The 24250-nt window shown below is 60.2% G+C and carries 23 protein-coding genes and 1 pseudogene; 16 read left to right on the plus strand and 8 right to left on the minus strand.

Features of this window, described 5'->3' with window-relative positions:
• Window positions 1–5: 5 nt before the first annotated feature.
• From ACA072_RS22540 to gpgF, 5 genes and pseudogenes are all read left to right on the plus strand, one after another.
• A pseudogene (locus tag ACA072_RS22540) lies at window positions 6–1037 on the plus strand (HAMP domain-containing protein); the annotation flags it as partial.
• Window positions 1038–1130: 93 nt separating this feature from the next.
• Window positions 1131–1895 (plus strand): methyl-accepting chemotaxis protein, encoded by a 765-nt coding sequence (locus ACA072_RS22545; RefSeq protein ID WP_427701491.1) that lies wholly within the window; start codon window positions 1131–1133, stop codon window positions 1893–1895.
• Window positions 1896–2086: 191 nt separating this feature from the next.
• On the plus strand, window positions 2087–3208 hold the full coding sequence (gene gpgS, locus ACA072_RS22550; protein ID WP_497620677.1) for an N-acetylglucosaminyl phosphatidylglycerol synthase: 1122 nt from the start codon (window positions 2087–2089) through the stop codon (window positions 3206–3208).
• On the plus strand, window positions 3201–3977 hold the full coding sequence (gene gpgD, locus ACA072_RS22555) for an N-acetylglucosaminyl phosphatidylglycerol deacetylase (protein WP_497620679.1): 777 nt from the start codon (window positions 3201–3203) through the stop codon (window positions 3975–3977). The genes gpgS and gpgD overlap by 8 nt, the downstream gene beginning before the upstream one ends.
• Window positions 3974–4969 carry a glucosaminyl phosphatidylglycerol flippase gene (gene gpgF / locus ACA072_RS22560; RefSeq protein WP_497620680.1) on the plus strand — a complete coding sequence of 332 codons (996 nt, stop codon included), beginning with the start codon at window positions 3974–3976 and terminating at the stop codon, window positions 4967–4969. Before gpgD ends, gpgF begins: the two co-directional genes overlap by 4 nt.
• On the opposite strand, the gene ACA072_RS22565 is transcribed toward gpgF, so the two are convergent.
• Both ACA072_RS22565 and purU read right to left on the minus strand, forming a co-directional pair.
• Window positions 4956–5132 (minus strand): hypothetical protein, encoded by a 177-nt coding sequence (locus ACA072_RS22565; RefSeq protein WP_497620682.1) that lies wholly within the window; start codon window positions 5130–5132, stop codon window positions 4956–4958. The two genes, gpgF and ACA072_RS22565, sit on opposite strands and share 14 nt — an antisense overlap.
• 154 nt (window positions 5133–5286) lie before the next feature.
• Window positions 5287–6135: a formyltetrahydrofolate deformylase gene (gene purU, locus ACA072_RS22570; RefSeq protein ID WP_262172206.1), complete on the minus strand. Its 849-nt coding sequence runs from the start codon at window positions 6133–6135 to the stop codon at window positions 5287–5289.
• Between the two features lie 340 nt (window positions 6136–6475).
• Here purU and mvaT point away from each other — a divergent pair, with 340 nt between their 5' ends.
• Window positions 6476–6853: a histone-like nucleoid-structuring protein MvaT gene (gene mvaT / locus ACA072_RS22575; RefSeq protein WP_007933316.1), complete on the plus strand. Its 378-nt coding sequence runs from the start codon at window positions 6476–6478 to the stop codon at window positions 6851–6853.
• Window positions 6854–6952: 99 nt separating this feature from the next.
• Here the strand turns inward: mvaT and sbcB are convergent, their stop codons facing one another.
• On the minus strand, window positions 6953–8383 hold the full coding sequence (gene sbcB, locus ACA072_RS22580; protein ID WP_497620684.1) for an exodeoxyribonuclease I: 1431 nt from the start codon (window positions 8381–8383) through the stop codon (window positions 6953–6955).
• Window positions 8384–8565: 182 nt separating this feature from the next.
• Between sbcB and ACA072_RS22585 the strand changes: the two genes are divergently transcribed.
• The 8 genes from ACA072_RS22585 to ACA072_RS22620 all read left to right on the plus strand — a co-directional run bounded on the left by ACA072_RS22585 (window position 8566) and on the right by ACA072_RS22620 (window position 16458).
• On the plus strand, window positions 8566–9291 hold the full coding sequence (locus tag ACA072_RS22585; protein WP_497620686.1) for an RDD family protein: 726 nt from the start codon (window positions 8566–8568) through the stop codon (window positions 9289–9291).
• Window positions 9288–10265 (plus strand): stage II sporulation protein M, encoded by a 978-nt coding sequence (locus ACA072_RS22590; RefSeq protein ID WP_497620688.1) that lies wholly within the window; start codon window positions 9288–9290, stop codon window positions 10263–10265. Before ACA072_RS22585 ends, ACA072_RS22590 begins: the two co-directional genes overlap by 4 nt.
• Window positions 10252–11793: a DUF4129 domain-containing protein gene (locus ACA072_RS22595; RefSeq protein WP_497620689.1), complete on the plus strand. Its 1542-nt coding sequence runs from the start codon at window positions 10252–10254 to the stop codon at window positions 11791–11793. Before ACA072_RS22590 ends, ACA072_RS22595 begins: the two co-directional genes overlap by 14 nt.
• A complete protein-coding gene (locus ACA072_RS22600) occupies window positions 11790–12953 on the plus strand; it encodes a DUF4350 domain-containing protein (protein ID WP_497448599.1) in 1164 nt (387 codons plus the stop codon). The genes ACA072_RS22595 and ACA072_RS22600 overlap by 4 nt, the downstream gene beginning before the upstream one ends.
• A complete protein-coding gene (locus tag ACA072_RS22605; RefSeq protein WP_497620690.1) occupies window positions 12950–13951 on the plus strand; it encodes an AAA family ATPase in 1002 nt (333 codons plus the stop codon). Before ACA072_RS22600 ends, ACA072_RS22605 begins: the two co-directional genes overlap by 4 nt.
• 175 nt (window positions 13952–14126) lie before the next feature.
• Window positions 14127–15458: a DUF58 domain-containing protein gene (locus ACA072_RS22610; RefSeq protein ID WP_497620691.1), complete on the plus strand. Its 1332-nt coding sequence runs from the start codon at window positions 14127–14129 to the stop codon at window positions 15456–15458.
• Window positions 15459–15599: 141 nt separating this feature from the next.
• Complete coding sequence (locus ACA072_RS22615) at window positions 15600–15815, plus strand: hypothetical protein (RefSeq protein WP_497620693.1); 216 nt, start codon at window positions 15600–15602, stop codon at window positions 15813–15815.
• A 259-nt stretch (window positions 15816–16074) separates the two neighbouring features.
• A complete protein-coding gene (locus ACA072_RS22620) occupies window positions 16075–16458 on the plus strand; it encodes a DUF6124 family protein (RefSeq protein WP_497620695.1) in 384 nt (127 codons plus the stop codon).
• A 147-nt stretch (window positions 16459–16605) separates the two neighbouring features.
• Here the strand turns inward: ACA072_RS22620 and ACA072_RS22625 are convergent, their stop codons facing one another.
• Entirely contained in the window at window positions 16606–16965 is a 360-nt protein-coding gene (locus ACA072_RS22625) for a PilZ domain-containing protein (RefSeq protein WP_497620696.1), read from the minus strand.
• A gap of 245 nt (window positions 16966–17210) precedes the next feature.
• Window positions 17211–17594, minus strand: coding sequence for a tetratricopeptide repeat protein (locus tag ACA072_RS22630; protein WP_462028430.1), 384 nt, complete (start codon window positions 17592–17594; stop codon window positions 17211–17213).
• Window positions 17595–17751: 157 nt separating this feature from the next.
• Here ACA072_RS22630 and pyk point away from each other — a divergent pair, with 157 nt between their 5' ends.
• The gene (pyk, locus tag ACA072_RS22635) at window positions 17752–19203 is read left to right on the plus strand and encodes a pyruvate kinase (protein ID WP_438662260.1); all 1452 of its coding nucleotides are present in this window, start codon (window positions 17752–17754) and stop codon (window positions 19201–19203) included.
• Between the two features lie 171 nt (window positions 19204–19374).
• Here the strand turns inward: pyk and ACA072_RS22640 are convergent, their stop codons facing one another.
• From ACA072_RS22640 to ACA072_RS22650, 3 genes are read right to left on the minus strand one after another with little or no spacing between them, the layout of a single operon-like run.
• Window positions 19375–20124, minus strand: coding sequence for an enoyl-CoA hydratase-related protein (locus ACA072_RS22640; RefSeq protein WP_497620698.1), 750 nt, complete (start codon window positions 20122–20124; stop codon window positions 19375–19377).
• Between the two features lie 31 nt (window positions 20125–20155).
• Entirely contained in the window at window positions 20156–21091 is a 936-nt protein-coding gene (locus ACA072_RS22645) for an iron-sulfur-binding ferredoxin reductase (protein WP_497620699.1), read from the minus strand.
• Window positions 21084–22190, minus strand: coding sequence for a GGDEF domain-containing protein (locus ACA072_RS22650; protein WP_497620701.1), 1107 nt, complete (start codon window positions 22188–22190; stop codon window positions 21084–21086). The genes ACA072_RS22645 and ACA072_RS22650 overlap by 8 nt, the downstream gene beginning before the upstream one ends.
• 521 nt (window positions 22191–22711) lie before the next feature.
• Here ACA072_RS22650 and ACA072_RS22655 point away from each other — a divergent pair.
• Window positions 22712–24235: a fumarate hydratase gene (locus tag ACA072_RS22655; protein ID WP_461976267.1), complete on the plus strand. Its 1524-nt coding sequence runs from the start codon at window positions 22712–22714 to the stop codon at window positions 24233–24235.
• Window positions 24236–24250 lie beyond the last annotated feature (15 nt).

Consider the following 24250-nt stretch of genomic DNA (forward strand, 5'->3'; position numbering starts at 1 on the left):
AAGCCATGAACAAAAACCTGCGCTTCAGCCATAAAATTTTGCTTGCCGCCGCCCTCATTGTCATTGCCGCCTTCGCCTCGTTCACACTGTACAACGACTATCTACAGCGCAACGCCATTCGCGAAGACCTGGACAATTACCTCAATGAGATGGGAGACGTCACCGCCAGCAACATCCAGACCTGGCTGGCCGGTCGGATCCTGCTGATCGATAACCTCGCTCAAAACATCGCGGTCAATCCTGAACAGGCCAACGTTGCCAGCCTGCTTGAACAGAAAGCCCTGACGTCGACCTTCATGGCGTCCTACCTGGGCGATGCCACCGGCAGCTTCACGATTCGCCCGGACGCAAAAATGCCCGCCGGCTTCGATCCACGGGTGCGCCCTTGGTACAAAGGCGCCGAAAGCAGCAGCACAGCGACCCTGACCGAACCTTACATCGATGCGGCCACCGGCCAGACCATCATCTCCATCGCCACCGCCTCGAAAAAGGCCGGGCAAAGCGTCGGCGTGGTGGGCGGCGACTTGAGCCTGCAAACCCTGATCGACACCCTCAGCGCCCGGGACTTCGACGGCATGGGTTATGCCTTCCTGGTCAGCGCCGACGGCAAGATCCTGGTGCACCCGGACAAAGCCCTGGTGATGAAATCCCTGAGCGAGGCGTACCCGAAAAACACCCCGCGCATCAGCAGCGACTTCAGTGAAGTGGAGGTCGACGGCAAGACTCGCATCGTCACCTTCACCCCGATCAAAGGCCTGCCGTCGGTCAACTGGTACATCGGGCTGTCGGTGGATAAAGACAAAGCCTTCTCGATGCTCAGCGAATTCCGCGCCTCGGCGGTCGTTGCAACCATCATTGCCGTGGCGATCATCATCGCGCTGCTGGGCATGCTGATCCGCATCCTGATCCAGCCGCTGCACGTCATGACCCGCGCCATGGAAGACATCGCCGACGGTGAAGGCGACCTGACCAAACGCCTGACCATCGTCAACAACGATGAATTCGGCGTCCTCGGCACTGCGTTCAACCGTTTTGTGGAACGTATTCACGGTTCGATCCGCGAAGTGTCCTCGGCCACCGGCCAGGTCAACGAAGTCGCGCTGCGTGTGGTCGCCGCGTCGAACTCGTCGATGTTCAACTCTGACCAGCAAGCCTCGCGCACCAGCAGCGTGGCCGCCGCGATCAACCAGCTCGGCGCCGCCGCTCAGGAAATCGCCCGCAACGCCGCCCAGGCGTCCAGTCAGGCCAGCGATGCCCGCAGCCTCGCCGAAGATGGCCAGCAAGTGGTGGATCGCAGCATCAAAGCAATGAATCAGCTGTCGAGCATGCTCAGTGCTTCGAGCACCAACATTGAATCGCTGAACAGCAAAACCGTGAACATCGGGCAAATTCTCGAAGTGATCACCAGCATCTCCCAGCAAACCAACTTGCTGGCGCTCAACGCTGCCATTGAAGCAGCGCGCGCCGGTGAAGCCGGACGGGGGTTTGCGGTGGTGGCCGACGAGGTTCGCAATCTGGCGCACCGCACGCAGGAATCGGCGCAACAGGTGCAGACCATGATCGAGGAGCTGCAAGTCGGCGCCCGCGAATCCGTCAGCACCATGAGCGACAGCCAGCGCCACAGCCAGGACAGCGTGGAAATCGCCAACCTGGCGGGCGAGCGGTTGAACAGCGTGACGTTGCGTATTGGTGAGATTGACGGGATGAACCAGTCGGTGGCGACGGCGACTGAGGAACAGACGGCCGTAGTCGAATCGATCAATGTCGACATTACCGAGATCAATACGCTGAATCAGGAAGGTGTCGAGAACTTGCAGTCGACGTTGCGGGCTTGCTCGGACCTGGAGCAGCAAGCGGCGCGTCTTAAGCAGTTGGTAGGTAGTTTCCGTATTTAGTGTCTGAACTGGCCTCTTCGCGGGCAAGCCCGCTCCCACAGGATCTGGTGTGAACCTTTGGGAGCGAGCCTGCTCGCGATGGCGGTCTGTAACACACCGCAAAAACCTCGCTGGATCCCCCCGCCACAAAACCCCGACCGAACATCTATCCTTCATAAAGGTCAACCAAGGGAGAACAACGGACCGGAGGGATGCTCATTGTGCATATCGCGGACATAACCATGTTCTACGCCCCGGCCAGCGGAGGCGTGCGCACGTATCTGGATGCCAAGCACCGTCGCCTGAGTATCAAGCCAGGCATTCGCCACAGTTTGCTGATCCCGGGAGCACACCTGAGTGAACAGGATGGCGTTTACACCGTTCCTGCCCCGGCCCTGCCCTTCGGCAAGGGTTATCGTTTCCCCCTCCGTCTCGCACCTTGGCGAAATGTCCTGCAGGATCTGCAGCCCGACCTGATCGAAGTCGGCGACCCTTACCTCACCGCCTGGGCGGCCCTGGATGCCCGTCGGCAGCTGGATGTGCCGGTGATCGGGTTTTATCACTCGGACTTGCCGCTGCTGGTGAGCAATCGGATGGGCAATTGGGTCACCCCGAATGTCGAAGCCTATGTCAGCAAGCTCTATGGCAACTTCGACCGGGTGCTCGCACCGAGCCAGGTCATGGCCGACAAGCTGATCGGTCTGGGGGTCAAGAATGTGTTTGTGCAACCGCTGGGCGTTGACCTGCAAACGTTTAATCCCGCAGCCAGGGACAGCGGCTTGCGGGCCGAATTGGGCATCGCTGAAAACACTCATCTGCTGATTTTCGCCGGCCGGGGCTCCAAGGAAAAAAACCTGCCGGTGCTGCTTGGCTGCATGCAGCGTCTGGGGCCTCGTTATCATTTGCTGTTGGTCGGCTCGTCGATGCCCGCCGTGGTGCCGGACAACGTCACCGTCGTCGATGAGTTCTGCCCGGCCACGCAAGTCGCGCGGTTAATGGCCAGCGCTGATGCGTTGCTGCATGCCGGCGATCAGGAAACCTTCGGCCTGGTGATCCTCGAAGCCATGGCCAGTGGCATTCCGGTCGTGGCGGTTGCCGCCGGGGCTTTTCAGGAAATCGTGACCGATCAATGCGGCCTGCTCTGCGCGCCGAACAATCCCATGGCGATGGCCAACGCGGTGCGCGATCTGTTCAGTCAGGACAGCGCCGCTTTGGGCAAACAAGCGCGCAGCCATGTCGAACAGCATTACGCCTGGGATACCGTGGTCAACAGCCTTCTGGGTCACTATCACGCCGTACTCGGCAGCCAATGGCCGCTGACCGCCAATGGTTGAGTCCATGAACCCGCCCAGCCTGTTACTCGTGCTGCACGACGTCGCGCCACAGACCTGGGCCGATTACCAGCCTTTTGTCGAAGCCGTCGATGCCTTGGGCGACGTGCCGATGACCTGGCTGGTGGTGCCGAATTTCCACAAGCACAATGAGCTGGACGAGCATCCGGGATTCAGACGCTTGCTCACCCGCCGAGTCGCCCGCGGTGACGAACTGGCGTTGCACGGCTACTTTCATTGCGATGAAGCCCCTCCTCCCAGCAATCCAAGAGACTGGTTCATGCGTCGGATCTATACCCACGAAGGCGAGTTTTACAGCTTGTCGCAAGCTGCCGCCCTCGCCCGCCTGCGTGCCGGCATCGAGGTCTTCCATCGCTATCACTGGCCGCTGGAAGGCTTCGTCGCTCCAGCGTGGCTGATGAGCGAAGGTACACGTCAGGCGTTGCGTCAGTTGCCGCTGAGCTACACCAGCGATTCACAGCATCTCTATCGGCTGCCGGATTTCACTGCCATCGATGCGCCGGGGCTGGTCTGGAGTGCGCGCAGTGCCTGGCGTCGTGGCGTGTCGAAATTCGTCAGCGATCAACGTGAACAGCGCTGGCGGCAAGCGCCGGTGATTCGTCTCGGCCTGCACCCGGTGGACATGCGCCACGGGTTTTCGCGCCGGTATTGGCTGCAAACCCTCAAGCGTTTACTCGATGAGGGGCGTGTACCGATGACCAAGGTTCAGTGGCTCTCGCGGCACACTGACCGTCTCGGTTGCGCCGCATGAGCCGGGGGATTCTGCTGTTTATCGCCCTGCTCGCCGCGGTGCTGATTCCGTTGCTGCTGGGCGGCAACGAGACGTGGTCGCGGCTGCAAAATTTCCCGCTGAATGAACTGCTGATCATGTTCGGCATGATCCTGCTGTGCTGGGTGGTGAACACCTTGCGCTTGCGCCTGTTGCTGGGCGATCAGTGCGACAAGGTGGGTCGGGTGAAAAGCCTGGGCGTGGTGATGGCCGCCGAATTCGCCTACTGCGCTACGCCCGGCGGCAGCGGCGGCCCGCTGACCATCATGGCCTTGCTGGCGCGTAACGGCGTGCGCCCGGCTCGGGGCAGCGCGGTGTTTGCCATGGACCAACTCAGCGACCTGCTGTTTTTCCTCTGCGCGCTGAGCGGGATTCTGATTTATGCGTTGTTTCAGCACCTCAGCGAACGCCTGGAATGGCTGCTGATCGTCAGCGCCGTCTCGATGTTTGGCGGGTTGCTCAGCTGCGTGGTGGTGGCCCGCTACCATCGACTGCTGATTCGCCTGAGCGGGCGATTGCTCGTTCGCCTGAATGTCAAAGGCACCACGCGCCTGCGCTGGGCACGCAAACTCCTGCACTTTCTGGCGGCGTTCACTGACACGCTGAAGTTGCCGATTCTGACGTTGGTCAAGGTGTTTGCCCTGACGTGCGTGCATTGGCTTCTGCGTTATAGCGTGTTGTATCTGGCGTTGCGCGGGCTCGGCGCGGATTTACAGTGGGCCTGGTGTTTCCTGATCCAGATGCTTTCGCTGAGTGCCGGGCAATTCAGCCTGTTACCGGGCGGTGCCGGTGCGGCAGAGTTGACGTCGGCGGCGCTGTTGGCGCCCATGGTGGGGAAATCCACCGCCGCGGCGGCGATTCTGATCTGGCGGGCGGTGACGTATTACTTCTACCTGGTGGTGGGTGGCCCGGTGTTTTTGCTGATGCTGGGGCGGCCGCTGCTCAAGAAGTTGATGAAGTTCAAACAGGCTTAGGCTTGTCATCGGGTTCTTGCTGCAACTGCTCCCACAACTCGGCGGCGCCGGGGAACTCAGTGCCATCCTCGGCGCTCATGTCATCCGGGTCGTAGCGACTCAAACAGCCCTCCCCCAACGTAGCGGGGGCCTTGGAGGTGGCTTTATCGAGTGGATCGGCCATGGTCATGTCCTCTCTTTACCAGATCATTCCCACGCTCTGCGTGGGAATGAAGCCCGGGACGCTCCGCGTCCCTTTCGCGAGTTGGAACGCGGAGCGTCCCCTGAGGCATTCCCACGCAGAGCGTGGGAACGATCAGCACCGTGTTGTGTGGCGATCAGAACACCACGGTCTTGTTGCCGTGTACCAACACCCGGTCTTCGAGGTGATAACGCAGACCGCGGGCCAACACCATCTTCTCGACGTCACGGCCGAAACGCACCATATCTTCGATACTGTCACTGTGGCTGACGCGCACCACGTCCTGCTCGATGATCGGACCGGCGTCCAGCTCTTCAGTCACGTAGTGGCAGGTCGCGCCGATCAACTTCACGCCACGCAGGGAGGCCTGGTGATACGGCTTGGCTCCGACGAACGACGGCAGGAAGCTGTGGTGAATGTTGATGACCTTGTGTGCATATTCGCTGCACAACTCGGGCGGCAGGATTTGCATGTAACGGGCAAGTACCACCACTTCAGCATCGTGCTGTTTGACCAGACGCGAGACTTCGGCGAAGGCCGGCTCTTTGTCCTGTGGATTGACCGGTACGTGGTAATAAGGAATGCCGTGCCACTCGACCATGCTGCGCAAGTCGTCGTGGTTGGAAATCACGCAGGAGATCTCGCAGTCCAGTTCGTCACTGTGCCAGCGGTGCAGCAAGTCAGCCAGGCAGTGGGACTCGCGGCTGGCCATTAACACAACGCGCTTTTTCTGCGCGGTGTCGGTAATGCGCCAGTTCATCGAGAACTCTTCGGCAATCGGTGCAAACGCTTCGCGAAAGGCTTCGATACCGAAAGGCAGCGAATCGGCACGAATTTCGTGACGCATGAAGAACCAGCCACTCAGATTATCCGAGTGATGGCTCGCTTCAGTGATCCAGCCGTTATGTGACGCCAGAAAGTTACTGACTTTAGCAACGATGCCGACGCGGTCCGGGCAAGCAATCACCAGCCGAAAAGTGCGCATGAGGGGGAAACTCCAGAACTTCGCAAAGGCCGCCATTCTAGCGATTGCGCAGCAAAACTGCAGTATTGATGACACATTGAGCTGCACACGGGTCAGCGGAACAGGTTCTGGCATCCCCTCGCCGCCCGCGCGATGGTGTTCTTGTAGTCAATCTTCAAGCGTTCAATTGTGAATATCTGTGATGACTGCATCACACTTTTAACTCTGCGTTCAATTTGCGCCCTATTCACCGCAACTAATTTAAATAAAACACCGGTTAAATGTTTACTTGATGAAACACCCTGACTATTATTGCGGCACTGTCACCCTGCCATCCAGCGCCCAACATAAGGTAGTCCTCATGTCCTTGATCAACGAATATCGTGCCACCGAAGAAGCTATCAAAGAGCTGCAAGCCCGTTTGAAGAACCTGTCCCAAGACGACAAACTGCAAACCGAGCTGGAATTCGAAGGCAAACTGCGCACCCTGATGGGCGAATACTCCAAGTCCCTGCGTGACATCATCGCGTTGCTTGATCCAGAGTCCAAGACCAAAGCACCACGCGGCGGCGCAGTAAAAACTACTGGCACCAAGCGTGCTCGCAAAGTTAAACAATACAAAAACCCGCACAACGGCGAAGTCATCGAAACCAAAGGTGGCAACCACAAGACTCTGAAAGAGTGGAAAGCCAAGTGGGGCGGTGACGTGGTTGAAGGTTGGGCTACCCTGCTGGGCTAATCCCCACAGGTTGTCAAAGACTTATCCGCGACAAAAAATAACGCCAGCTGATGCTGGCGTTTTTTATGCCCGGTATAAAGCACCGGGCATTTTTCGTTTTCAGAGATTCAAACGTTTGCGTAATGCCTGGACATAATTCTGCCATTCATTCAGCACCTCTCGCTGAAACGATGTAGCAGTAATGTTCAATTGGGCCGCGGCCTCTACGAAACTTTCAAGCGTATTTGGCGCGCCCCACTCGGGGTCTGACAAACGTTGCTGACAGAATATTCTCCAGCGCTCTTGCTCCTCGAAATTCAACGTATCGGGGAAGTTGCGTGCGCGATATCGAAACAATAATTCAGGTAAACGTTCGTCATCGAAAGGCCACTGCTCTTGTGATAATTGGGCAGGGTCGGCGGCTCTGACTTGCTCACATAGCCGACGATCACGATCACCGATAAAACCATCGTATAACTGTTGCTCGGGGTCCAGGCTCGAGGTGAAATCTTCGCCGGCATAAATCGCCAACACTTTATCTCGCCAAACTTGTTGTGCGTCACTTAGCCGCAGTACACGTTCCTGATAAAGGGCCATGTCCAGCCCCAGACGCTGCTGATCGTCAGGGCGAAGTACCGACAACGGTGCCACCACCGGGCACTTGTTGATATGAATGAGTTTGAGCGGCACCGGCAGTTCGCCGACGGCCAGTTCATCGCGGCGGGTATACAGCCGCTGACGCAAGGTTTCTGCATCCAGATCGAGCAAGCCCTGGGGGTCCAGATGCAAATCACACACAATCAAGGCGTTTTTGTTACGCGGATGCCAGGCCAGTGGCAACACGACCCCCACATAACTGCGAGCCGCCGAGAATCGACCGGAAATATGCACCATCGGCTGTAACAGCCGAATCTGATCCATCACCTTTTGTTTGCTGCGCAACTGAAACAGCCAGTCATACAACTTCGGCTGCTTCTCGCGAATCAGGCGAGCGAGGGCGATGGTGGCGCGAACGTCCGACAGCGCCTCGTGGGCATTACCGTGGTCAATGCCATTGGCGGCGGTCAGCCGTTCCAGCTTGAGCGTCACCCGCCCTTCATCATCGGTTGGCCAGACGAGGCCATCGGGACGCAAGGCATAGGCTGCACGCACCACATCAATCAGGTCCCAGCGGCTGTTGCCGCCCTGCCACTCGCGCGCATACGGGTCGAAAAAGTTTCGGTACAGGCTGTAACGGGTCATCTCGTCATCGAAACGCAAGGTGTTGTAACCCGCCCCGCACGTACCCGGCGCCGCCAGTTGAGCGTGCACCCGGGTCATGAAGTCGGCTTCGCTCAACCCGTGTTCGGCCAGTTGACCGGGCGTAATGCCAGTGATCGCGCAAGCGGCCGGATGCGGCAGGATGTCGTCGCTGGGCTGGCAAAACAGGTTGACCGGCTCGTCTATTTCATTGAGATCGAAGTCGGTGCGAATCCCCGCCACCTGCAGCGGGCGGTCGCATCGGGGGTTGATGCCAGTGGTTTCGTAGTCGTACCAGAAGATCGAGGTCACGGGCTGTTCCTGAACTGAAGATCGGCAAAGTCTAGGCGTTCACATCCCGCCCCGGCCAGTAATCTGTCATTCAACCACCTCTGGCCACTCACCGTGCAATACATAGTTATGTCGTTTTCCCCCGAGAGGCTGCTAGCATCGGACAGACATCGAATCCCGAACAGGCCACATCAAGGTTGCCCATGCTCGAGACCACAGCACTGCCAAGGAAAGCGACGCTGTCCCCGCCACTGGATACGCGGTATCAAGTCGAAACGCCCGAAGGCATCGACTTGCCACTGCGCCCGGCCGGGTTGATGGTGCGTGCGCTGGCCTTCTCCATCGACCTCGTACTGCGCGGGCTGATTCTCGGCGTGCTGTTTATCGTCCTGGCGTTTCTCGGAAAACTCGGCGCCGGGCTGGGCTCGATTCTGCTGTTCGGCGTGAGCTGGTGGTACATGGTGCTGTTCGAGGTGCTCAATCAGGGCCGGTCGCCGGGCAAACAATGGATGGGGTTGCGCGTCGTGCAGGACGACGGCACCCCGATCGGTTGGTCTGCTTCGCTGTTGCGTAACCTGTTGCGATTCGTCGACCTGTTGCCGTTTGGCTACTTCCTCGGCGCCATCAGCTGCCTGCAACACCCCTCCTTCAAACGCCTCGGCGACCTGGCCGCCGGCACGCTGGTCATCTACCGCGAACAACCGTTGACCCGACCACAACTGCCCGACGCCCCGCCTCAACGCCCGGCCTTTGCCCTGACGCTGCCCGAACAACGGGCCATCCTCGGGTTTGCCGAACGCCAGAGTGAACTCTCCCAGGCGCGGACCCATGAACTCGCGTCCATCCTTGCCCAACCGTTGCAGGTCTCTGAACCACGCGCTGTGGCTGAACTCAACGGCATCGCCCGTGGTTTGTTGGGGCCCGCATGAAACAAAGCCTTTTCGAAAATCGCCACAAGGCCGAATGGGAGCAGTTTTCCCTGATGCTCGTACAACTGGAGCGCGGCAGGAAAGCATCCGGAATCGCCAGTTTCCCGAAGGACTATCGGCGGCTCTGCCAGCATTTGGCACTGGCTCAGGAGCGCGGCTACAGCAGTTTCCTGATCGACTCCTTGCAGCAACAAGTACTGCGCGGGCATCAACAGCTTTATCGGCATCGCAGTCGACTGGGCGCCAACGTACTGGGCTTCATCCTTGCCGGATTTCCTCGACTGGTGCGCGAACAATGGCGCTTCGTGCTCGCCGCCGGCCTGATGTTTTTTGGCAGCCTGATCGGCTTCGCGCTACTGGTGTATCTGTTCCCGGACCTGGTCTACAACCTGATCCCGGCCGAACAGGTCACTGAGATGCAGAGCATGTACGACCCGGTCGCCGGTCATTTGGGCCGCTCGGCGGAACGCGCCGCCAGTGAAGACTGGGTGATGTTCGGCTACTACATCATGCACAACATCGGCATCGCCTTTCAGACCTTCGCCAGCGGTTTGCTGTTTGGTCTGGGCAGCGCGTTTTTCCTGCTCTTCAACGGTTTGATGATTGGCGCGGTGGCCGGGCACCTGACGCACATCGGCTTCGGGCAAACCTTCTGGTCGTTCGTGATCGGTCACGGCGCGTTCGAACTGAGCGCCATCGCCCTGGCCGGTGCTGCCGGGCTGCAACTGGGCTGGGCGTTGATCGCACCGGGGCGCCTGCCCCGTGCCGAAGCGTTGCGGCTGGCAGCGCGTAAAAGCGTGTTGCTGATCTGCGGTGTCATGCTGTTTCTGCTGATTGCGGCGTTTATCGAAGCCTACTGGTCGTCGATGACCGCGCCGGCGCCCATGACCAAATACCTGGTCGGCGTGGCGCTTTGGTTGTTGGTGGCAACTTACCTGCTGTATGCCGGACGAACCCGCCATGCGCCTGAGTGACGCCACGGTGGTGATCCGCCCGCGCACCTCCTGGGAAGCCATGGACCTGGGCGTGCTGCTGAGCCAGCGCCATCGACGATTGCTGATGACCAGTTGGGCCATCATCACCTTGCCGATCTTCGCCCTGCTCACCTTTTTCCTGTGGGATTCACCCTCCCTCGCCGTGTTCATCTTCTGGTGGTTGAAACCGGCGTTCGAGCGACTGCCGTTGTACATCCTGTCCAAAGCCATGTTCGGTGAAACGCCGACCTTGACCCAGGCGCTGCGCCAATGGCCGCGTCTGCTCAAGCCACAATTGCTGGCCAGCCTGACCTGGCGACGCCTGAGCCTGAGCCGCAGTTTCCTGATGCCGGTGGTGCAACTCGAAGGCCTGGCGGGTGACGAACGACAACAGCGCTTGCGGGTACTGCTGCAGCGCAACGCCGGTGCCGCGCAGTGGTTGACCATCATCGGCGTGCACCTGGAAAGCGCGCTGTGGATCGGCTTGATGGTGTTGTTCTACATGTTCCTGCCACAACAGGTCGAACTCGACTGGAGCTGGCAGACCTTGATCACCGCCGCCACACAGGACTGGAAATGGCTGGAACACCTGACCAACGCCTTTTACGTGCTGGTGCTGATTGTCTGGGAACCGATTTACGTGGCCTGCGGCTTCAGCCTTTACCTGAATCGGCGCACAGTGCTCGAAGCCTGGGACATCGAACTGGTGTTCCGCCGATTGCGCCAACGCCTCAACACCACGGCGGTCACGTTGCTTTTGGCGGCAATCCTGCTGGTGCCTGTGCAAAACGTGTGGGCCGCCGAGCCGGTCATTACCCCGGACAGCCCACGCCTGCTGGACCAACCGCTGACCAGCCAGGCCTCCAGGGACAGCATCAAAACCCTCCTCGATCAACCGCCGTTCAAGAACAAGGAAACGGTGACCCGCTATCGATTTGGTGAAGACCAGCCCGACAGCAAAACCCCGGACGACGGGAAAACTCCTGAATGGCTGAAGGCGCTGGCCAGCCTGCTCGACAGTCACCGGTTCGGCTTCATCGCCAACTTGATAGAAGTGCTGCTGTGGAGTGCGTTAATCGGTGGCGTCGGCGTGTTGATCTGGCGTTACCGCGACTGGTTGCTGGCGTTCGTCAGCCGTCGGCCGGTGTTAAACCGTAAAGCCGCACGCCCGTTGCCACAGCAAGCGTTCGGTCTGGACCTGAGCCGCGAAACCCTGCCCGCCGACATTGCCGCCAGCGCCGAAAGCCTCTGGCAAACCAATCCGCGCGCGGCCCTCGGGCTGCTTTACCGTGCCCTGCTCAGCCATTTGTTGCACGACCACAACATGGCGCTGAAACCCGCCGACACCGAAGGCGAAGTGCTGCAACGCGTCGAGCAACTGCAGCAACCGGCCTTGCTCGCCTTCAGCAAAACCCTGACCGGGCACTGGCAGAACATGGCCTATGGGCATCGCCTGCCACCCGCGCATTTGCAACAGGAACTGTGTGACGGCTGGCGAACATTGTTCGGCCCGGGAGCCGCCCGTTGAGCCGGCGTTTGTGGCTTTCGGTCGGTGTGTTTATCACCGTGCTGGTGGGCGCGCTGAGTGTTTATCTGTACCTGAAGGCCACGCCCTATCAGGCAGAAATCGATCACGGCCCCACACCCGAAGCCCAGGCCAATCCCTATCTGGCCGCCGAGCATTTCCTGCGTAAACAGGGCCTGACCGTCGGCCATGCCAACAGCCTCGACGTGCTGCCCACCCTCGATCCCCATCAGCACAGCCTGTTGTTGCTGGGTGATCGCTACAACATGACGCCACGCCAGATTGATCAGGTGATGAACTGGACCCGGGCCGGCGGACGTCTGCTGTTTGTCGCCCAGTCGCTGTGGGATGAAAAGGCCGGCCAGAGCAATGACCTGCTGCTTGATCGCGTGCAGCTGCACCAATCGCTGAGCAAAGACCTCAAGGACCCGCCGCCGGACCCTCTCGACGACCCTTACCCCAAACTGACCAAGCTGTACCTGGAAGATGAGGACGCGCCGGCCTACGCCAGCTTCGATACCGCGTTCCATCTCGAAGACCCGAAAAACCTCGCGCAAGCCTGGGCCAACAGCGGCAAGGCCACGCACATGATGCAACTGAACCACGGGCTCGGATCGATCACTGTGGTCACCGATGCCGACCTGTGGAAAACCCCGGACATCGACCAATACGACAACGCCTGGCTGCTCTGGTACCTGACCGCCGACACGAGCGTGACCCTGCTGTTCAACACCGATCACGACAGCCTGCTGACGTTGTTGTTGCGCAACTTCCCGCAGGCGTTGGTCGCCCTCATCGCCCTGATCGGTCTTGCGCTCTGGCATGTCGCGGTGCGCCAGGGTCCGCTGCTGGAACCGGCAGCGAAAGGTCGCCGGCAACTTCAGGAGCATCTGCGCGCCAGCGCCGATTTCATGCTCCGCCGCAACGGCCAGCAGCACCTGCTGCAAGCCTTGCAACAAGACATTCTGCGGCGTGTGCGGCACCGTCATCCCGGTTTCGAACAACTCGGCGTTGCCGAGCAATGGCTGGTGCTTGCGCGCCTGACCGGCCAACCCACACGCGCCATCAGTCAGGCGATGAGCCCGCGACCGAAAAAGCGGCTGTCCAGCGCTGATTTCAGCCGTCAGGTCGCGCACCTGCAAACCTTGAGGAACACGCTATGAGTCAACAGATCGAGCCCGGCAGCGCGACCCACGCGGCCCAGCAACGCCAGCGCGCCAGTCAGTTGGCCCAGGCCGTGCGCAATGAGTTGCAGAAAGCCGTGATCGGCCAGAACAGCGTGATCGACGACGTCCTCACCGCGCTGATCGCCGGCGGCCACGTGCTGCTCGAAGGTGTACCGGGTTTGGGCAAAACGCTGCTGGTGCGTGCCCTCGCCCGCTGCTTCGGCGGTGAGTTCGCGCGTATCCAGTTCACCCCGGACCTGATGCCCTGCGACGTCACCGGGCACGCGGTCTACGACCTGAACACCGAGCAGTTCAAACTGCGCAAAGGTCCGCTGTTCACCAACCTGCTACTGGCCGACGAGATCAACCGCGCCCCGGCGAAAACCCAGGCCGCGCTGCTCGAAGCCATGCAGGAACGCCAGGTCACCCTCGAAGGTCGCGCCCTGCCCATCGTGCAACCGTTCATGGTGCTCGCCACGCAAAATCCGATTGAACAGGAGGGCACGTATCCATTGCCTGAAGCCGAGCTCGACCGCTTCATGCTCAAGGTGCGCATGGATTACCCCGACGCCGATCAAGAGCTGGACATGGTTCGTCAGGTCAGCCGTTCGACCCGCGCCGACATGCTCGACGTACAACCGCTGCGCACCGTATTGCAAGCCAAAGACGTAATGGCCTTGCAGCGCATTGCCAGCGATCTGCCGCTGGACGATCAGGTCCTCGATTACGCCGTGCGCCTGGCCCGCACCACCCGCACCTGGCCGGGCCTGACCCTCGGCGCCGGGCCACGCGCCTCCATTGCGCTGGTACGTTGCGCCCGCGCCCGGGCGCTGCTGCGCGGTGGCGATTTCGTGATTCCCGATGACATCAAAGGCTGCGCCCTGGCGGTGCTGCGTCATCGCGTGCGGATTGCGCCGGAGCTCGACATCGAAGGGCTGGACGTTGATCAAGTGCTCAGGCAGCTGCTCGATCAAGTGCCGGCGCCGCGGCTGTGAACACAAACCCTGTGGCGAGGGAGCTTGCTCCCGCTCGGCTGCGCAGCAGTCGCAAATCAGAAGTACACGTTTTATCTGACATTCTGCGCCGGATGGTTTTGGGGCTGCTGCGCAACCCAGCGGGAGCAAGCTCCCTCGCCACAAAAAACTCTTTTGCCACAAAAGGCGGACAGTCATGAAACCCTCTCGCCTGTTGCTGATCTGGCTCGCCATCCTGCTGGCCATCGGCATCGTGCTGGGCACATTGCGTGCGTTGGAGTTCGACGTACCGTCGCGCCTGTTGTCGATCAACTGGGGATTACTGCTGGCTCTGTTGGCCTTGGCAACACTTGATGCCGTCCGCCTCAAACGCCTGCCCTCGCCTCGCGTAAACCGGCAAATGCCCGGCAGCCTCGCGCTCGGTCGATGGAGCGAAGTGCGACTGGAGGTCAAGCATGACTTCGTTCAACCTCTGAACATTCAGATCTTTGACCATGTGCCGGAAGGCCTGAGTTTCGAAAACCTCCCGCTTCTGGCAGAACTGCAACCCGGTCAACAGAGCCTTGTCGGCTACCGCCTGCGTCCCCTCAAGCGCGGTCACTTCACCTTCGAACTCTGCGAAATCAACCTGCCCAGTCCAATGGGCCTGTGGTCCGGCAAACGCCTCATCAACGTGACCGACAGCACCCGCGTCTACCCCGACTTCGCCCGTCTCTACGGCGGTGAACTGCTGGCGGTGGATAACTGGCTCAGCCAACTCGGCGTGCGCCAGCGCCAACGGCGTGGCCTGGGCCTGGAATTCCATCAACTGCGCGAATTCCGCGAAGGCGACAGCCTGCGCCAGATCGACTGGAAAGCCACCGCCCGCCAACGCACGCCCATCGCCCGCGAGTACCAGGACGAGCGCGACCAACAAATCATCTTCATGCTCGATTGCGGCCGACGGATGCGCAGCCAGGACGGCGAACTGGCCCATTTCGATCACGCACTCAATGCCTGCCTGTTGCTCAGTTACATCGCTCTGCGCCAAGGCGATGCGGTGGGCTTGAGCACCTTCGCCAGTGACCGAGCGCATTACCTCGCCCCAGTCAAAGGCACGGGCCAACTCAATGTATTGCTCAACACCGTCTACGACCTCGACAGCACCCAACGCCCCGCCGACTATCAGGCTGCCGCTACGCAACTACTGGCCCGACAAAAACGCCGGGCGCTGGTGGTGCTGGTCACCAACCTGCGCGACGAAGACGATGAAGAACTGCTCACCGCCGTCAAACGCCTGAGCAAACTGCATCGAGTGTTGGTGGCGAGCCTGCGGGAAGACTTGCTCGACGATTTGCGACACGCGCCGGTGCAGACTTTGCCGGAAGCGCTGACCTATTGCGGGACGGTGGATTATTTGAATGACCGAGCGCAGCTCCATGAGCGGTTGAGTGCTCATGGAGTGCCGGTGGTGGATGCCCGGCCCTCAGAGTTGGGGGCCGAGTTGGTGACGCGGTATCTAGGCTGGAAGAAATCAGGAGCGATGTAATAGCGATAGTCGTGTAAGTAGCCATCCCTAGGTGATAAAAAAGGTGGCAATGTCAGGTCTCGGCGATGTAGCAAAGCTGCAGTTAATACTTCCAATGATCATAAAAATCCGAAAAACCAAAGACCTATAAAGGAGTAAATCATGGACGATAAATATCTATTCGCCTCTGTACTAACCAAAATCAACCAGAACCAGCTGGCGTTGGGTGCAGCTATAGATGAGCTCATTATTTGGGCTGAGCAGCGAGGTGCGATCGAAGTCGCAGGTCACATAAGAGATGTGCTAGCAACACTGGATCAAAATCAAGAATTTATCTCTTTGGCACTTCTCTCTGTGTCAACTGACTTCAAAGAGTAGGCATTCAAGTTTCTAGACCTTTTGCCCAAAACTAAGAGTGATGCAGTGGAGATAAACGCTTTGCAGTGGCTGATGGTCATGGTTAAAGCCTGCATTCACTCTGGTCCTACACGTACATTCAAGCAGCAGTACAACGGCTACATAATCAGGCGCTTCTGCCTACAACCTGCGATGCCCCCGACTGACTGCGAGCGAGGGTCACCCCGATTTAAGGTTCTCCTATCGCTGCTCATCAGCGATCCAATAAGGAGTTAACCCGATGTCGACGGCTATACCTGACCCTTCCGAGCCTCCGTGCTCACCCTATGCCACTTTCGATCCAAAAAAACTACATGCAGCCGCCCAAAAAGCTCTGAGCCACTATCTCACTCAAAAAAATACCAAATCGTGCTTTGCTAACGAACGCACCACCGAGGAACGCTCCATGAAAATGTTCACCGTTGTCCCCGATGCCAATCCCGAGGCCCTGACCATCGAGACCTACGAAACCTTTTCTACGGTCAGCACTTTGCTGCTCGACCTGGCGGACAGCCTGGACGACAAGCCGCGGCATCTGGCGATGGCGATTTACCGGATAAGTGAGTTGGGGTTGATGCTGGTGGAGCGGTCGCTGGATAACGAGAAGGCGATCAAGGTGACGTAGCGTTCAGCCTTTATTTCATTGTTGTCTGGGCTGACGCCATCGCGAGCAGGCTCACTCCCACAGGGGATTTTCGGTGACCACAACATTTGTGAACACCCGATATCCATGTGGGAGTGAGCCTGCTCGCGATGCTTTTGACGACTCACCTCACGCCGATGCAGGCAACGGCTGAAAACTGAAGTACTGCGTCAACGCCTCCACTAATTGCCCATACTCCGGCGGTGCCCGTTGCAGGCTGAACCCGGCGTCGTAATGGTGGGGGGTTTCGTCTTCGTGGCACCACAGGCAACACGCCGTCAGGTCAATGACCTGCTGGCAGCCGTCGAGGGTGGGAATTTTCAGACGCAGGTCAAAGTCGACGCCAACCATCATAGGCAACTGGCTGATGAGCATCAGCCCGTCGGCGGACACGTTGCCCAGGAAGCCGATGGGTTTGTCGGTGACGCTGTTGAACACTTTCAAAAAATACGGCAGTTGATGCCGCTCGATCCGGCGGTCGGTAAACATGCGCAATGGCCCAGCTAGGCCCTTAAGCAGGGCCGCACTAATGCTTCGGAACGTGCCTGTTTTTGCTCTTGTCGAAAAAGCCTGGCGCGCTCTCCCCGATCCCGGTGCGTCAGTCCATGAAACCGCTGACGCTTACTCCTGCCGATCACAGGTATGACCTCGGTTTAGAGGCAAGGCTCTAAAACCGATCTTCTGGACTATAGCTCACCACCGCCGGGCGGCCAGCCGTTGCATGACAGCTGCAATCAGAAGCGCGTCGGGCGCACCGCCGCGGCACTGCGCATCGGGTAGTGACCCAGGCTCTGCAAGGTTTCCAGACGCGCGCGGGCGCGGTAGGCGTATTCGCTTTGCGGGTAGGACGCGATGATGTACTGGTACGTCTGCGCCGCATCGATGAACAGCTTCTGCCGTTCCAGGCACTGGCCGCGCATCATCGACACTTCCGGCCACACATAAGGCCGCGCACGGCTGGAGCGTTCGACTTTCGACAGTTCGAGCATCACCTGCTCGCAATTGCCACGATCGTACGCGCTGTAGGCGTTATTCAAATGATGGTTCATCGACCAACGGGTGCAGCCCGTGACGCTGAGGACGCTGAGGGCAAGGGCGGCAATGGGCACGAATCGCATGGGGGTTCTCCTGTCTTGAGCTCTGTATCGACCCGTTGGCGAAAATCTTCAGGAATGTTCGATTCAATAAACAAACGAATAAGTAGTGCACATGAACAATGACTACAACCGGAGAGCATAGTAGCCTCACTCAGCGCTTGAACTCAGGAGTCTTTGCATGTCCGTCCGTCGTACCAAAATCGTCGCTACCCTTGGCCCGGCCAGTAACTCGCCGGAAGTTCTCGAACAGCTGATTCTGGCTGGCCTGGACGTCGCCCGCCTGAACTTCTCCCACGGCACCCCCGACGAGCACAAGGCTCGCGCGAAGCTGGTGCGTGACCTCGCTGCCAAGCACGGCCGCTTCGTCGCCCTGCTGGGTGACCTGCAAGGCCCGAAAATCCGTATCGCCAAATTCGCCAACAAGAAGATCGAGCTGAAGATCGGTGATCAGTTCACCTTCTCCACCAGCCATCCTCTGACCGAAGGCAACCAGCAAGTGGTCGGCATCGACTACCCGGACCTGGTCAAAGACTGCGGCGTGGGCGACGAGCTGCTGCTCGACGACGGCCGTGTGGTGATGCGCGTTGATACCGCGACCGCCACCGAACTGAACTGCACCGTGCTGATCGGCGGCCCGCTGTCCGACCATAAAGGCATCAACCGTCGCGGCGGTGGCCTGACGGCGCCGGCCCTGACCGAGAAAGACAAGGCTGACATCAAGCTCGCCGCAGAAATGCAGGTCGACTACCTCGCCGTGTCCTTCCCGCGTGACGCCGCCGACATGGAATACGCCCGTCAACTGCGCGACGAGGCCGGCGGCACTGCCTGGCTGGTGGCGAAGATCGAACGCGCCGAAGCCGTGGCCGACGACGACACCCTCGATGCGCTGATCAATGCTTCCGACGCCGTGATGGTTGCCCGTGGTGACCTCGGTGTGGAAATCGGCGACGCCGAGCTGGTGGGCATCCAGAAGAAAATCATTCTGCACGCACGTCGCCACAACAAGGCTGTGATCGTGGCGACCCAGATGATGGAGTCGATGATCCAGAACCCGATGCCGACCCGTGCCGAAGTGTCCGACGTGGCCAACGCCGTGCTCGACTACACCGACGCCGTGATGCTCTCGGCAGAAAGTGCTGCCGGCCTGTACCCGCTGGAAGCCGTGCAGGCGATGGCGCGCATCTGCGTCGGCGCTGAAAAGCACCCGACCAGCAAGACCTCCAGCCACCGCATCGGCAAGGTCTTCGAAAGCTGCGACCAGAGCATCGCCCTAGCGGCCATGTACACCGCCAACCACTTCCCGGGTGTGAAAGCGATCATCGCCCTGACCGAAAGTGGTTACACGCCGTTGATCATGTCGCGCATCCGTTCTTCGGTGCCGATCTACGCGTTCTCCCCGCACCGCGAAACCCAGGCCCGCGCGGCCATGTTCCGTGGTGTCTACACCGTACCGTTCGACCCGGCATCGCTGCCGCCTGAGCAAGTCAGCCAGGCCGCAATCGACGAGTTGCTCAAGCGCGGCGTTGTAGAGAAAGGCGACTGGGTCATCCTGACCAAGGGCGACAGCTACCACACCATCGGCGGCACCAACGGGATGAAAATCCTGCACGTTGGCGACCCGATGGTCTGAGTGACCGGTTGCTGAAAAACAAAAGCCCTGCCATGTGAATGGCGGGGCTTTTTGGTGATCGTTCCCACGCTCTGCGTGGGAATGCCTCTGCGGACGCTCCGCGTTCGGCTGTTGAAGGGACGCGGAGCGTCCCGGGCTGCATTCCCACGCAGAGCGTGGGAACGATCGGTGTCAGTGCCGTTTGATAAAGGCTGACAACGCCGCCATCGCCTCAGGCGAGCGCAACCGCTGGGTGAACAACGCGCCCTCTTCTTCGATCACTTTGCGCAGCTGTTCCCGGTCCGGTGCTTTCATCAATTGCTTGCTGATCCGCACCGCTTCCGGTGGCAACGACTCAAGGCGCAACGCCATCTCCCGCGCTTTGGCTAACGTCGCTTCGCCACTGCCCAACGCTTCGGTCGCCATGCCCCAAGCGGCGGCCTGTTCTCCGCTGAAACTCTCGCCAAGCAGCAATAATTCTGCCGCTTTGGCATGCCCGAGCAATCGCGGCAGGATCAGGCTGGAACCAAACTCCGGGCACAACCCGAGATTCACAAACGGCATCCTTAACCGTGCATCCCGGCTGACATACACCAGATCGCAATGCAGCAACATCGTCGTGCCAATCCCCACCGCCGCGCCCGCCACCGCCGCGATCACCGGTTTGCGGCATTCCAGCAAGTTGAGCATGAAGTGGAACACCGGGCTGTCGAGGTTGCCCGGCGGTTGCTGGATAAAGTCGGCGATGTCGTTGCCGGCGGTGAAGCACTCGGCGCTGCCGGCGATCAGCACGGCGTTGATTTCGGGATCGGTGTCGGCCTGTTTCAGCGCCTCGGCCAAACGGCTGTACATGGCGCGGGTCAGGGCGTTTTTCTTGTCGGGGCGGTTCAGGCGCAGGGTCAGCAGGCCGCGTTCGCGTTCAAGCTGGATGGCATCGGTCATGGCGAGTCTCGCGTCGTTAAACGATCAGCGCTCAACCACGGGGAACAAAGACATCCGCCAGCAGTTGGTTGCGCGGCAATCCGGCCAGGTACAAACGCCGGGCGAAGGCGTCGACGCTGTCGGGGGCTCCGCAGACTAAGGCCAGGGTTTGCCGGGAAACAAGCCGCAGTTGCGCCAACGCCTGCGGCAACTCGGCCGGGGTCCAGCATTCGAGACTGAGGTTTTCACGACCGTCGGCCATGGCTTGCAGGGGCTTGGCCAGGTAATGCTCGCTGGCATCATGGGCGAGGTGAATGACGCGGATGGCGCCTTGGTGATCCTGACGCAGCGCTTCGCGCAACACACCGAATAACGGCCCCAACCCTGTCCCGGCGGCCATCAGCCACAGTGGCCGGGTGTTCCAGTCGGGGTCGTAGTGCAGCGCCCCGCCGCGCAGTTCGCCGAGGCGGATCGGGTCGCCGATTTTCAACTGACGGGCCGCGTCGCTGAATTCCCCCGGCTGGCGACAGTCGAGGTGGAATTCCAGAAAGCGGTCTTCTTCCGGCAGGCTGGCCAAAGAGTAAGGCCGTGCCACGTTACCCGCCCACAACACCAGATGCTGCCCGGCGCTGTAACGCAACGGCCGCTCGGTGGTCAGGCGCAGACGCAGCACGCTGGCGCTCAACCAATCGACCGCAGCGACCTGGGCCGGGCGGCCGTCGACTTGTGGATCGAAAGTATGCACCTGCAAGTCTTCGATGACCTGGCATTGGCACGCCAGTCGCCAGCCTTGCTGACGCTGTTCGGCGCTCAAGGCATCGGGGCGGCTGTCGCTGGGCAAGCCTTGAACGCATTGCACCAGGCACGCATGGCAACTGCCGGCACGGCAACTGTAGGGCACGGCCACGCCATTCTGATTCAGGGCATCGAGCAGGTTGCTGCCCGGCGCTACCGACCAGTGACGCTCGCCGACGCGCAACTCAGGCATCGACGTTCTCCCACGCCGCCGCGCATCGGTTGCGACCGTCACGCTTGGCGCGGTACAGCGCCTGATCGGCACGCTGCAAGGCATCGTCGAGATCATCGCCAAGCTCCAGCAAGGTCATGCCGGCGGACAAGCTGAGGTGGGCGACGTTGAGGCCGATCAGTTCGACATCGGTGAAGGCGATGCGCAGCCGTTCGCAGCAGGACGTCAAGCGTTCTGCGTTGCAGTCGGGCAGCAGCACCACGAATTCTTCGCCGCCATAACGGGCCAATACATCGCCGTCGCGCAGGCAGGCCATGGCCACGGCGGCGAAGGCTTGCAACACCTGATCGCCGGCCGCGTGGCCGTGCACATCGTTGATCCGTTTGAAGTGATCGAGGTCGATCAGCGCCAAGCCATGCACCACGCCCGCCTCCATGGCGTTCAGCTCGCGGGAAGCCAGGCGCAGGAAATGCCGGCGGTTGAACAGCCCGGTGAGTTCGTCGGTGGCGACCAGGTCTTCGAGCTGGCGCATCATCCCGCGCAGGGTGTCCTGATGCGCCTGCAAGGCAAACCGGCGTTGGCGCATACGCTGGCGCGAGGCCTGGACATAACGGGCGTAGAGCTCCAGCCAGATCAGCACGATAAACAACACGCAGACTTGCAACGCGGCGAGCGCCGGATCGGTCAACTCGAAGTGGTAACCCTCCCACAGCGTGATCGAGCTGAAACTGAAAAACACCAGCAGCGCACAGCGTACAAACGCACGACGGGAAAGATGGAACAACCCGAACAGCATGATCAACAGGTAGAACACCAGGAACGCACCGCGTGCCTCATCCAGATTGGCGATCAGCCATGTCTGCCAACCCAGGCCCATCAACACTTGCGCCTCGGTCAGGCTCGGATCGGAAAACCGCAGGTTGCAGCCGCTGTAAAACACCGCGAACAACGCCCCCTGAGTGATCACCACCAGCGCACTGCCGATGGCCACGCTGGCCAGCGGTTCGTCGTAATGCCCGGTGAAAAACGCCAGCCACAGCAAGACCAAAGCCAGGGCGTAGGTGCCGGCTGCGAGGGCAAAGCGTTTGAGCAGAAGCCGTTGGATGGCGTTATGGGTCAATCGTTGACTCACCGTGGGAAAGGAGGCTGATCGAGTGTCCTACTCTACAGACCGAATGCCACTTTAGTGGGGTGTCTGATAAATGACCATTCAATTTTCGGGGCAGAAAACTGGCGTCAAAAGCATGTCCCGTTTTCGCCTGGATCCTCCTCCTTGCCACGGTCCCTGTAGCAGCTGGCGAAGCCTCGGGCCGCGTTCGGACGTTCGGCTGCGAAGCAGTCGTAAAACCTGTGTTTATGGTCTGCCTGACACAACGAGGTGTCCGATTTCACGACGGCTTCGCCGCCGAACGTCCGAACGCGGCCCGAGGCTTCGCCAGCTGCTACAGGGATCGCGGTGTTATGCGACCAACGATTGACTACCGGCGGGTGTGCCCGGAACCGAGGCGCGCTATACTGCCGCGCCTTTTTAGCGTCGCGCCAGCTACCCCGGCGTGCCTTGAAAGGTGCTTGCAACCGACCGATGCACCCAAGCTGCAAGCACCTTATTGAATGTTCCCGTCTTTTAGAGGAGCGCGACTCATGACCGTGATCAAGCAAGACGACCTGATTCAGAGCGTTGCCGACGCCCTGCAGTTCATTTCCTATTACCACCCCGTTGACTTCATTCAGGCGATGCACGAGGCCTACCTGCGCGAAGAATCGCCGGCAGCCCGCGATTCGATGGCGCAGATCCTGATCAACTCGCGCATGTGTGCCACCGGCCACCGCCCGATCTGCCAGGACACCGGCATCGTCACCGTCTTCGTCCGCGTGGGTATGGACGTGCGTTGGGATGGCGCCACCATGGGCCTGGACGACATGATCAACGAAGGCGTGCGCCGGGCTTACAACCTGCCGGAAAACGTCCTGCGTGCCTCGATCCTCGCCGACCCGGCGGGCGCTCGTAAAAACACCAAGGACAACACCCCGGCCGTTATCCACTACTCCATCGTTCCGGGTAACACCGTGGAAGTGGACGTGGCGGCCAAGGGCGGCGGTTCCGAGAACAAGTCGAAAATGGCCATGCTCAACCCGTCCGACTCGATCGTCGACTGGGTGCTCAAGACCGTTCCGACCATGGGTGCCGGCTGGTGCCCACCGGGCATGCTCGGCATCGGCATCGGCGGCACCGCCGAGAAAGCCGCCGTGATGGCCAAGGAAGTGTTGATGGAATCCATCGACATTCACGAGCTGAAAAAACGCGGCCCGTCCAACCGTATCGAAGAGATGCGCCTGGAGCTGTTCGAGAAGGTCAACCAACTGGGCATCGGCGCCCAGGGCCTGGGTGGCCTGACCACCGTGCTCGACGTGAAAATCATGGATTACCCGACCCACGCCGCTTCGTTGCCGGTGTGCATGATCCCGAACTGCGCCGCCACCCGTCACGCGCACTTCGTGCTCGACGGTTCCGGCCCGGCGTCCCTGGAAGCGCCACCGCTGGACGCCTACCCGGAAATCGTCTGGGAAGCCGGCCCGTCGGCCCGTCGCGTCAACCTCGACACCCTGACCCCGGAAGACGTGCAGAGCTGGAAGCCGGGCGAAACCGTCCTGCTCAACGGCAAAATGCTCACCGGTCGCGACGCAGCGCACAAGCGCATGGTCGAGATGCTGAACAAGGGTGAAACCCTGCCGGTGGACCTCAAGGGTCGCTTCATCTACTACGTCGGCCCGGTTGATCCGGTGCGCGAAGAAGTGGTTGGGCCTGCCGGTCCGACCACTGCAACGCGGATGGACAAGTTCACCCGTCAGATCCTCGAACAAACCGGCCTGTTGGGCATGATCGGCAAATCCGAGCGCGGCCCGACCGCCATCGAAGCGATCAAGGACCACAAGGCTGTTTACCTGATGGCTGTTGGCGGCGCGGCTTACCTGGTGGCGCAAGCCATCAAGAAATCCCGCGTGGTGGCGTTCGCCGAACTGGGCATGGAAGCGATCTACGAGTTCGACGTCAAAGACATGCCGGTGACTGTTGCAGTGGACAGCAAAGGCGAGTCGGTACACATCACCGGTCCAGCCATCTGGCAGCAAAAGATCAGTGAAAGCCTGGCGATCGAAGTGCAATAAGCGCTTTAACTGGCC

It is taken from the genome of Pseudomonas sp. LBUM1656 (genome assembly GCF_059716065.1).